Genomic DNA, 11,495 nt, shown 5'->3' with positions numbered 1-11,495 from the left:
GTGTATGGTCTATTCGGAGCGGAGGCGCCTTGAACAAATTAACGTTTGACCGTCGCGTCACGTTCGCGCGAATTCCCGAAGTAATCGAGCTGCCCGATCTGCTCGAAGCACAACTTAACAGTTTTGAGGAATTCCTGCAGTCAGACGTGCCGCCGGCGCAGCGCAAGCCGGTCGGGTTACAAAAAATATTCCTTTCGATTTTTCCGATTATGGACAATCGTGAGGAAAGCATTCTCGAGTTCGTCGAGTATTTTATCGAACCACCGAAGTTCTCGATTGACGAATGCAAAGAGCGTGCTGCGACATATTCGTCCACCCTCAAAGTAAAATTGCGGTTGTCGACCCGCGACGATTCTTCCGATGGTTTCGGCGAAACCATCGAATCCGATGTTTATCTCGGATCGATTCCATTGATGACGCTCTCCGGTACCTTTATTATAAACGGTGCCGAACGCGTTGTGGTCAACCAATTGCATCGCAGTCCCGGAGTGAGTTTCAGCGAGACGGCGCACCCCAATGGAACAATTATATACTCCGGAAGGATTATTCCGTTCCGCGGCAGTTGGATTGAATTTGCCACCGATATCAACGACTGTTTGTACGCTTATGTCGACAAGCGGAAAAAATTCCCGGTAACCACCCTCTTACGGGCGATTGGATTCCCGGAAAAAATCGATATTCTCAAGCTGTTCGAGTTGGTGGAAGACGTTTATGTCGAACGTGAAATCGAATATCGAAAGCAACACAAGCAGACTGTCGAGCGGCACATTGCTGTAGATGTCGCCGATCCCACTACAGGCGAATTACTCGCACACGAATCTGACCCGATAACGATTGAGTTGTTAAAGTCGTTTGAAGCAAACAGCATCAAAAAAATTACCATTTTCAAGTCAGCGCGTGATGCGAAACGAAACCTTGCGCTCGAGATCATTCAGAATACTTTCAAGAAGGACAAATCACACGACCGCAAGACAGCACTGGAAGTGATTTACCGAGAACTCCGAGGCAGCGAGCCGCAGGATGAGCTAAGTGCGGAAAAAAATCTTCATCGTTTCTTCTTCGATGAGAAACGCTACGATCTTGGCAGTGTCGGACGATATCGGTTAAACAAACAACTCGACCTTAACATCTCGACGAAAACGACGGTTTTAACACCAGACGATATGGTAAAAATCGTTGCGAAAGTGATGCTGCTGCGATTAGGTCAAGAGACCACCGATGACATCGATCACTTGGGCAATCGCCGGGTTCGCACTGTTGGTGAGCAATTGGCGAATCAGTTCGTCGTCGCATTATCGCGAATGGCGCGCACCGTTAAAGAGCGCATGAATATTCGCGACACTGAAAAACTGCATCCGCAGGATTTAGTCAATGTCCGGACCGTAAGTTCGGTGATTAACACCTTCTTCGGTACGAACCAATTGTCGCAGTTTATGGATCAAGTCAATCCATTGACCGAGTTAACCCATAAGCGCCGGTTATCAGCACTCGGACCGGGTGGGTTGACACGTGAGCGCGCCGGTTTTGAAGTCCGCGACGTCCACTATTCGCATTACGGCCGCTTGTGTCCGATTGAAACACCGGAAGGTCCGAACATCGGTTTGATTTCGTCGTTGTGTACATTCGCCCGTATAAATGATTTGGGTTTCATTGAAACACCTTACCGTCGGGTTTTAAATGGCATCGTGACCAACGAAGTCGACTACTTAAGTGCCGACGATGAAGATCGATACCAGATTGCACAGGCAAATACTGCTGTCGACCCAAGCGGCAAAATCACCGCTGAACGAGTACAATGCCGGCAGCGGGGAGATTTTCCGGTAATAAAGCCGGAAGACGTGCAGTATATGGACGTTGCGCCGCATCAAATGGTTTCGATTGCAGCAGCGTTAATCCCCTTCTTGGAGCACGACGACGCCAACCGGGCGTTGATGGGATCGAACATGCAGCGCCAGGCGGTACCACTGTTAGTGCCGGAAGCACCTGTCGTCGGAACCGGGCTCGAAGAACGTGCGGCTCGTGACAGTCGCAGTTTAGTCTTAGCAGAAAATGACGGAGTGGTACTCGAAGTCGACTCGAATTCGATTACTCTTGAAACCGAGTTACAAACCCGCAAGGGCGTACAGAAAAAACAGGAAACTTACCTGTTGAAAAAATTCCGCCGCACCAATCAGGATACTTGCATTAACCAGCGACCGCGCGTGAAAACCGGACAGGTGGTGAAAAAGGGTGAATTGTTGGCGGACGGCCCTTCGACCGATGTTGGAGAGTTGGCGTTGGGTAGAAACGTTCTCTGTGCATTCATGCCTTGGAACGGTTACAACTTTGAAGACTCGATTATCATTTCCGAGCGGATGTTACAGGATGACGTCTTTACCTCGATTCACATCGTGGAAAAAGAACTTACTGTTCGAGAAACGAAACGTGGACAAGAAGAACTAACGAGTGAAATCCCTAACGTTTCGGAAGAGTCGACGAAGAATCTTGACGAGAATGGTATTATTCGAATCGGTGCGCAGGTACTTCCGAATGATATCATGATTGGCAAAGTTACGCCGAAAGGCGAGATGGACTTGACGCCGGAAGACAAGCTCTTAAAGGCAATCTTCGGAGACAAAGCAGGCGATGTAAAAGACGCCTCGCTGAAAGCGGAAGCCGGTCTCTACGGTGTAGTAATCGGTTCCGATTTATTCAGTCGCAAGAAAAAGGATGCCGCAGCAAAACGCGACGACAAACGGCGGATTGATGATATCGATGAACGCAAGCAACACGAGGCGATGCAAATCAAACGCGTTGCCGAAGAGAAGCTGCTGGAATTCCTCGATGGTAAAACGATGAAGGGCGTCCGTTCGGTCTCGGGTGAATTTCGAATTACGAACGGTACAAAGTTTACCCGCGAGCTATTACAGCAGGTAAACATCGACGATCTTGATATCGATTATCCGTGGCATGAAGATGATGATGTCAACACGGGAATTCGCAGCATCATCGGCGACTACCGCGACGATTTGTTCGGGCTTGAAGTCGATGCGAAAAATGAAGTCCATCGTATCAAACTCGGTGATGAATTGCCGACCGGGATTCTCCAATTGGCGAAAGTCCGAATCGCGCAACGCCGTAAGTTGAGCGTTGGCGATAAAATGGCAGGTCGCCATGGTAACAAGGGTGTCGTCGGAAAAATCGTTCCAATTGAAGATATGCCGTTCTTGGACGATGGCACTTCGCTCGACATCATCTTGAATCCGCTCGGCGTACCTTCTCGTATGAATCTTGGACAGATTTTCGAGACCGCACTCGGTTGGGTTGGAATGAAAACACGAACCCAGTATAAAACGCCGGTGTTCGATGGGGCAACGATTAAGCAGGTCGAAGATTTATTAGAGTTAAATCTTGGACAACGCACATCGAAAGTGCGGTTGTACGATGGCAGAACCGGCGAACCGTTCGATCAGAAAGTGATGGTTGGCGTCATCTATATGATGAAACTATCGCACTTGGTCGACGACAAGATTCATGCCCGCTCGATTGGACCGTACAGCTTGATTACGCAACAACCGTTAGGCGGTAAGGCGCAGTTTGGCGGTCAGCGCTTTGGTGAAATGGAAGTCTGGGCGCTTGAGGCGTACGGTGCGGCGCATATTCTGCAAGAGATAATGACCGTTAAGTCGGACGATGTTACCGGTCGCTCTAAGATGTACGAGGCGATTGTGAAGGGTACGGAAACGCCGAAACCGGGCGTCCCCGAATCGTTCGAAGTTTTGGTCAACGAATTGAATGGTCTCTGTCTTGATGTGGAGCTTGCCAATGACTGAACTCACGAATCCGTTGCCGCCCATTCCGGAGGCGATGTTGAAGGAGCTTAAGGACTGGAAAAAGCTCGATCGGAACGATCCGAAAAAAGAGCCGCCGGCTCCGCTTGAATTTACAAACATCACCGTATCGGTGATGTCGCCGGAGGCAATTCTTGAAAGGTCGCACGGCGAAGTCACCAAACCGGAAACGATTAATTACCGTTCCTACAAACCGGAACGCGAAGGTCTTTTCTCGGAAAAAATCTTCGGACCGACAAAAGACTGGGAATGCTCGTGCGGTAAGTATCGAGGAATGCGCTACGGCGGCATTACGTGCGATCGTTGCGGGGTTTTAGTTACGAAAAAAGATGTTCGCCGCAAGTGGGGTGGACATATCGAACTCGCAGTGCCCGTCGTTCACATCTGGTTTTTTAAATCAGGTCCGTCGAAGATTGGGTACTTGCTCGGAACCACGGTACGCGATGTCGAACGGGTGATTTATTACGAACAGTACATCGTAATTCAACCCGGTAAAACTGGTATGCGCGAACGCGAGTTGTTGAATGAGAGCCGGTATTATCAGTTGCTCGAAGAGCTCGGCGAAGAGAATGAGAAACTCGAAGACAACAATCCCGACAAGTTCATTGCGATGACCGGTGGCGTAGCGATTCGGACGATGCTTTCCCGGCTTGATTTAGCGAAATTGACCGAAGAGCTTCACAAAGCGACGCACCTTGAGAGCAACCTCCAGCGCAAGAACGACGCGATTAAACGATTGAAAGTTGCCGAAGCGTTCAAGCGAAACAACGAGTTAGCGAAGAATAAACCGGAGTGGATGGTTCTCGAACGAATACCGGTGATACCGCCGGATCTTCGTCCATTGGTACCACTCGAAGGTGGTCGCTTTGCAACATCCGACTTGAACGACCTCTACCGGCGGGTAATTATCCGTAACAACCGCTTGCGGCGCTTGATTGCGATTAAAGCCCCTGACGTAATTTTGCGTAACGAAAAACGCATGTTGCAGGAAGCGGTCGACTCGCTTTTCGACAACGGCCGAAAGAATGTCGAAGTTCGCGGCAATAGCAACCGTCCGTTGAAATCGCTCTCCGATAACTTGCGAGGAAAATCGGGTCGCTTCCGCCAGAATTTGCTCGGAAAGCGCGTCGACTATTCCGGTCGTTCCGTCATTGTTGTTGGTCCCGAACTCAAAATGCACCAGTGCGGTTTGCCGAAGGAGTTAGCGATCGAACTCTTTACGCCGTTCGTGATTCGCAAGTTAATCGAACGCGAATATGTGAAGACCGTAAAGACCGCTAAGCGAATGGTACAGCGACGCGAAGAGGCGGTATGGGCGATTCTCGAAGAGATAATTCAGGATCATCCGGTACTGTTGAATCGTGCTCCAACCTTGCACCGTCTTGGTATTCAAGCCTTTCAACCGGTACTAATCGAAGGTAAAGCAATTCGGTTACATCCGCTCGTATGTGCGGCGTTCAATGCTGACTTTGACGGCGACCAAATGGCAGTCCACGTACCGCTCAGTTTTGAAGCGCAATTGGAAGCGCGGTTGCTGATGCTTGCCAGTGGTAACCTGTTACATCCGGCAAACGGTAGACCGATCACCGTACCTTCGCAGGACATGATTCTTGGCTGCTATTATTTAACCAAGAAACGTACCGGCGTGTTTGGTGAGAATCGCTTTTTTGCCGACGAAGAAGATGTCATCATGGCGTACAATAATAATATCGTACACATGAATGCGCAGATCTATCTTCGCCGCAACGGCGAATACGTCGATACAACTGTCGGTCGCGTAATCTTCAACCGGATTCTTCCCGAAGAAATCCGTATCCACAAATTCTTTAATTCGCTGTTAACCAAAGCGGAGATTCAAGACGTCATTCAAGAGTGCCACAACTATGTCGGTACGACAAAAACGGCCCAATTCTTAGATCGCTTGAAGGAACTCGGCTTCAACTATGCTATGCGCGGCGGGCTTTCGGTTTCGATTTGGGATATCGAAATTCCGAAGGAAAAGGAAGCAGTCATCGAAAACGCTTGGGAAGAAGTTAAGAAGTTAACCGAGACATTTGAGGAAGGTTTAATTGGCGATACCGAACGCTACAACAACATCATCGACACCTGGACCCATGCTACCAACGAAGTCGCCCAAAAGATGATGGAACACCTTGCGCAAAGCGATCAAGGGTTCAATCCGGTTTACATGATGGCACACTCCGGTGCTCGTGGTTCGCGGGATCAGATTCGTCAGTTGGCGGGTATGCGTGGATTGATGCAGAAGCCGATGAAAACTGTCACCGGTGGTAAAGGTGAAATCATCGAGAATCCGATTGTATCGAATTTCCGAGAAGGATTGACGGTACTCGAATACTTCATTTCCACTCACGGCGCTCGTAAAGGTCTTGCCGATACCGCATTAAAAACCGCCGACGCGGGATACTTGACACGGCGATTGGTCGACGTAGCGCAGGATGTGATTATTCGTATCGAAGACTGCGGAACCACCAATGGTATCACGGTCGAAGCGTTAGAAGAAGGTCAGGAAGTTAGCGCGCAACTCTTCGAGAAGATTGTCGGAAGAACACTTGCTGATAACATTTATGATCCGGTCACCAATGAGATATTAGTACCGTCGAAATCGGTGATTTCCGCTCGCGAAGCCGATATCATCGCCCGCAGCGGTGTTGAACATGTGATGATTCGAAGCGTGTTGACTTGTGATGCCGATTTCGGGGTTTGCCGGTTATGTTATGGCACCAACCTAACGACAAGTCGCTTGGTCGATATTGGTGAAGCGGTTGGTGTGATCGCTGCCCAATCAATCGGTGAACCGGGTACCCAGCTTACGCTCCGTACTTTCCATACCGGTGGTACGGTGGCCCGTCAATCAGCGCAGAGTGAAGTGTATGCGAAAGCTGCCGGTCAAATCGTTTTTGAAAATGTATTTTTCGTCAGTCAGAAGTCTGGTCGTGCAGTTGTAGTGCGGCGAAACGGGCTGATGTTATTGATCGATGAAAATAACCGCCAAGTATCGAAACACAATATTCCCTATGGTGCGGAATTGAAAGTTGCTGACGGGGATATTGTTGATAGTGGGGCATTACTGTTTGTATGGGATCCTTATTCCAAACCGATTTTATCAACCAACGATGGTTACATTCACTATATCGATTTGAAAGAGGATCTCACGTATAAGGAAATGACCGAAGAGACGACGAAAAAGCGTTATCGTGTAATCATTGAACCGCGCGACAAGAAGCTCTCTCCGCACATTGTTCTGTTGGCGGCCAAAGGTGATCCGCAGACCCGTAAGCAAGGCCAGTACGTCCTTCCGGTCGGCGCCCGTTTGATGAAGGAAGAAGGCGACTTCGTCGAAGCCGGTACTGAAATCGCCCGTGTTACCCGTGAGGGTGTCAAGGCAAAAGACATCACCGGTGGTCTTCCCCGCGTGCAGGAATTGTTTGAAGCGAGAAAGCCGCGCGATCCGGCAATCATCGCCGAAATCGATGGTATTGTCCGCTTTGGCGGCATTCGCCGAGGGGTTCGCGAAGTTGTAATCTCTTCGTTGTCGACCAGCGACGAAAAGAAGTATATGTTACCGGTAACCCGTGATCTTCTTGTTTTCGATGGCGACTTTGTCCGGGCAGGCGATCCAATGACGGAAGGTCCGCGCTCGCCGAGTGACATTTTGAAAGTGTTAGGGCATTCCCGCGCCAGAGAGTTTTTAGTCAATGAAATTCTCGCGGTATATGCCGAGCAAGGCGTGAAAATTAATCCCAAGCATGTCGAAGTTATCGTACGCCAAATGATGCAGAAGGTCCGCATTATGGATCCCGGCGATACCGAGTTCCTGGAAGGTGATACTGTTAATCGGCAGCGTTTCGAGCGGATCAATAAAGCGCTAATCGATGTGATGATTGTGACCGATCCCGGTGATACTTCGTTAACGAATGGTCAGCAGATCGGCATCCGTGAATTGCGGCGTGAAAACCAGCGGACGAAAAAAGCTGGTGGAACCGAAGCAATGACTCGCGATGCAATTCGGGCGCAGTGGGAACCGGTTCTATTGGGTATCACGCAGGCTGCATTGACGACTGAGTCATTCTTGTCGGCGGCATCGTTCCAAGAAACGACACGGGTACTTACCGATGCCGCAGTGGAACGACGAATCGACCATTTGAATGGACTCAAAGAGAATATCATTATGGGACACATTATTCCGGCCGGCACTGGAATGTCGAAATTCCGGAATATCATTGTTGAGAATGATCGTTCGAGTTGGGTGCCAACCCCCGCGGAGATTGAAGATGCGGGGAATGGTGAGGAGCAAGGCAACGAGCCGGTTGCTTAACCGGTTTGTTGAAGATTTCTAAAAAATATCTCTCAGGGTACTGTCGTTGGAAGTCCATTACTTGACTCGGTAGTAGACCGATAGTATATTGATTGGCTTTGTGGTTGGAGGATTTGTGCCGACGATTAACCAGCTCGTGCGAGCGGGTCGCGAACGCATATTGAAAAAAACAACCGCGCCTGCGTTGAAAGGATGTCCGCAGAAGCGTGGTGTTTGTACGCGTGTCTATACGACAACGCCGAAGAAACCTAATTCGGCTTTACGCAAGGTTGCCCGTGTTCGATTGTCAACCGGAATTGAAGTGACTGCGTATATCCCCGGCGAGGGACATAACTTGCAGGAACACAGCATAGTGATGATTCGCGGGGGAAGAGTCAAAGATCTTCCCGGTGTCCGTTATCATATCATCCGCGGCAAGCTGGACTCGCAAGGCGTCGAAAAACGTCGGCAGGGAAGATCCAAATACGGCGCGAAGCGGCCCAAGGCAGGCGCAGCAGCTCCGGTGAAGAAGAAGAAGTAATTTTCGGACCTTGATACAATGGCACGACGAAAAAGAATTCAGAAACGCGAGATTCTGCCCGACCCCAAGTTTGGCAGCAATCTTGTCGCAAAATTCATCAACAATATGATGTGGAGCGGAAAGAAAGCGACGGCAGAACGGATTTTCTACCACGCGATCGAACAAATCCGCGAAAAGGCGAAGAGTGATGGCGTCGAAATTTTCCGTAAAGCTTTGGAAAATGTTGGACCGATGCTCGAAGTCAAATCCCGTCGAGTTGGTGGCGCAACCTATCAGGTACCAATTGAAGTCAACCCCGATCGCCGCGAAGCGCTTGCAATGCGTTGGATATTGAATAGTTCGCGTTCGCGCAGCGAAAAAACGATGGCGGAGCGGTTGGCAAGCGAATTGATGGCAGCGTCACGTGGCGAAGGTAACGCAATTAAAAAGCGGGACGATACCCACAAGATGGCTGAAGCCAATCGCGCTTTTGCGCACTTCCGCTGGTAATCGGTAAACAAGTAACAATTTTTGTTCCGTGACTTCCGTACTGCCATCATTTGCATACGGTCGCCAAATAGCGGAACGCGGTAAATCGCACTGGGCAATTAACTAAGAGAGCAGAATACGAATGGGTCAGTTGGAACGTCTTTCCCGAATCCGCAATATCGGCATCATGGCACACATCGATGCCGGTAAGACCACGACTACGGAGCGGATCCTCTTTTATACCGGAAAGACCCACAAAATGGGCGAGGTGCACGAAGGCGCCGCCGTGATGGATTGGATGGAGCAGGAGAAAGAACGCGGCATCACCATCACATCGGCAGCGACAACGTGCTACTGGCGCGACCATCGCATCAACATCATCGATACGCCGGGTCATGTCGATTTCACAGTGGAAGTCGAACGCTCACTTCGCGTGCTGGACGGTGCGGTTGCGGTATTCTGTGCAGTCGGTGGAGTTGAACCGCAATCGGAAACGGTGTGGCGACAGGCGAATCGCTACGGTGTTCCTCGCATTGCCTATGTCAATAAAATGGATCGCGTCGGTGCTGATTTTTACAACGTCATAGATATGATGAAAGAGCGATTGAAAGCGGTGCCGATACCAATCCAAATTCCAATGGGGCAAGGTGAACTCTTTACTGGACAAATCGACCTGATTAAAATGCAGGCGATTGTTTATAACGAGCACAACCTCGGCAAAGGTTGGGAATATATGGAAATTCCCGCCTCGATGGCACAAACTGCCCACGATGCTCGCGAAAAATTGATCGAAGCGATTTCCGATTACGACGATCATTTGATGGAAAAATTCTTTGCCGATGTAGTAATACCGCCAGAAGAGTTAATCGCTGCGCTGCGTAAGGCGACCATCGATTGTAAAATAACTCCGGTGATTCTTGGTTCCAGTTTTAAAAACAAAGGCGTACAGCCGTTGTTGGATGCGGTCGTAGACCTGTTGCCTTCACCTGAGGAGTTGCCTCCAGTTACTGGACATCATCCCCAGACCGACGAGCCGGAAGAACGCGCAGCCAATTACGATGAACCGTTTAGCGGTTTAGCGTTCAAGATTCAAACCGATCCTTATGTCGGAAAACTAACGTATGTTCGTGTCTATTCGGGCAAATTGGCCGCTGGCTCTTATGTTCATAATCCGATTTCACGCCGGAAGGAACGCGTCAGCCGGTTGTTGCACATGTTTGCCAATAAGCGCGAAGACATCGACGAAATTGCTGCTGGTAACATTTGTGCGTTTGTTGGTTTGAAAGATACGCGAACCGGTGATACACTGTGCGAGGATAATCATCCAATCGTTCTCGAACGAATGACCTTTCCAATTCCGGTTGTTCAACTGGCGATTGAGCCGAAAACGAAAGCCGATCAGGATAAATTGTCCGAAGCATTGTCGAAATTGTCGGAAGAGGATCCAACTTTTCAAGTGCGATACAACGATGAAACTTCTCAAACGACCATCGCTGGGATGGGCGAGTTGCACTTAGAGATTATCGTCGACCGCATGAAACGCGAATTCGGTGTCGAAGCAAATGTCGGTAAGCCGATGGTCGCTTATCAGGAAACGATTACGAAGAAGGCCGAAGTCAATCACAAGTATGCCAAGCAGACTGGCGGTCGTGGACAATTTGCCCATATCGTAATCTCAGTAGAACCGAATGAGCGTGGCAAGGGTTATCATTTTGAATCGAAGATTATCGGCGGGTCTATTCCGAAAGAGTATATTCCAGCGATTAATCAAGGTTGTCGTGATGCAATGAAAACCGGCGTTGTTGCTGGTTATCCGATGGACGATGTAACGGTGACGTTGCTGGATGGTAGCTATCACGAAGTCGACTCGAACGAAATGGCGTTTAAAATTTGCGGGTCGATGGCATTTAAAGAGGCCGCTGCAAAGGCAGGAGCGATCCTTTGCGAACCGGTGATGCAGCTTGATGTTATCACACCGGAAGAGTACTTAGGCGACGTGATGGGGAATATGAATCAACGTCGTGCCCGCATTCACGGCATTGAACCTCGCAGTGATGCCCAGACGATAAAATCGTCAGTTCCATTAGCCGAGATGTTCGGGTATGCAACTGCGCTTCGTTCGATGACGCAGGGACGCGCGGTTTTTTCCATGCAGTTTGAAAAATATGAGCCGGTTCCAAAATCGGTCTCGGAAAAGATACTAAAAGAAGTTAACGGGTAACTTTTTAGGGGATTCGAAATGTCCAAAGCGAAGTTTGATCGCAGTAAGCCCCACGTGAACATCGGTACGATTGGTCACGTCGATCATGGTAAGACGACTTTGACGGCGGCGATCACGTTA

Annotated in this window: 6 protein-coding genes; all 6 read left to right on the top strand. The window is 49.5% G+C overall.

Annotated features, from left to right (window positions below):
• Positions 1–29 precede the first annotated feature (29 nt).
• Entirely contained in the window at positions 30–3,812 is a 3,783-nt protein-coding gene (gene rpoB, locus OEM52_10280) for a DNA-directed RNA polymerase subunit beta (protein ID MDK9700518.1), read from the top strand.
• A complete protein-coding gene (rpoC, locus tag OEM52_10275; GenBank protein MDK9700517.1) occupies positions 3,805–8,166 on the top strand; it encodes a DNA-directed RNA polymerase subunit beta' in 4,362 nt (1,453 codons plus the stop codon). The genes rpoB and rpoC overlap by 8 nt, the downstream gene beginning before the upstream one ends.
• Before the next feature lie 115 nt (positions 8,167–8,281).
• Positions 8,282–8,686, top strand: a complete 405-nt coding sequence (gene rpsL / locus OEM52_10270; GenBank protein ID MDK9700516.1) for a 30S ribosomal protein S12 — start codon at positions 8,282–8,284, stop codon at positions 8,684–8,686.
• 18 nt (positions 8,687–8,704) lie between these two features.
• Complete coding sequence (gene rpsG / locus OEM52_10265; GenBank protein ID MDK9700515.1) at positions 8,705–9,175, top strand: 30S ribosomal protein S7; 471 nt, start codon at positions 8,705–8,707, stop codon at positions 9,173–9,175.
• 121 nt (positions 9,176–9,296) lie between these two features.
• Positions 9,297–11,375 carry an elongation factor G gene (gene fusA / locus OEM52_10260; protein ID MDK9700514.1) on the top strand — a complete coding sequence of 693 codons (2,079 nt, stop codon included), beginning with the start codon at positions 9,297–9,299 and terminating at the stop codon, positions 11,373–11,375.
• 18 nt (positions 11,376–11,393) lie between these two features.
• Positions 11,394–11,495 (top strand): GTP-binding protein (locus OEM52_10255; protein MDK9700513.1); only part of this gene is annotated, 102 nt, incomplete at its 3' end.

The organism is bacterium (genome assembly GCA_030247525.1).
In the GTDB taxonomy this organism is placed as follows: Bacteria; Electryoneota; JAOADG01; order JAOADG01; family JAOADG01; genus JAOTSC01.
Note: the sequence above shows the minus strand (reverse complement) of the source record. Positions and strands in the feature narration are given on the sequence as shown.

Coding starts and splice junctions, on each gene's coding strand:
- rpoC (MDK9700517.1), top strand. CDS start 3,805: ATGACTGAACTCACGAATCCGTTGCCGCCCATTCCGGAGGCGATGTTG.
- rpsG (MDK9700515.1), top strand. CDS start 8,705: ATGGCACGACGAAAAAGAATTCAGAAACGCGAGATTCTGCCCGACCCC.
- fusA (MDK9700514.1), top strand. CDS start 9,297: ATGGGTCAGTTGGAACGTCTTTCCCGAATCCGCAATATCGGCATCATG.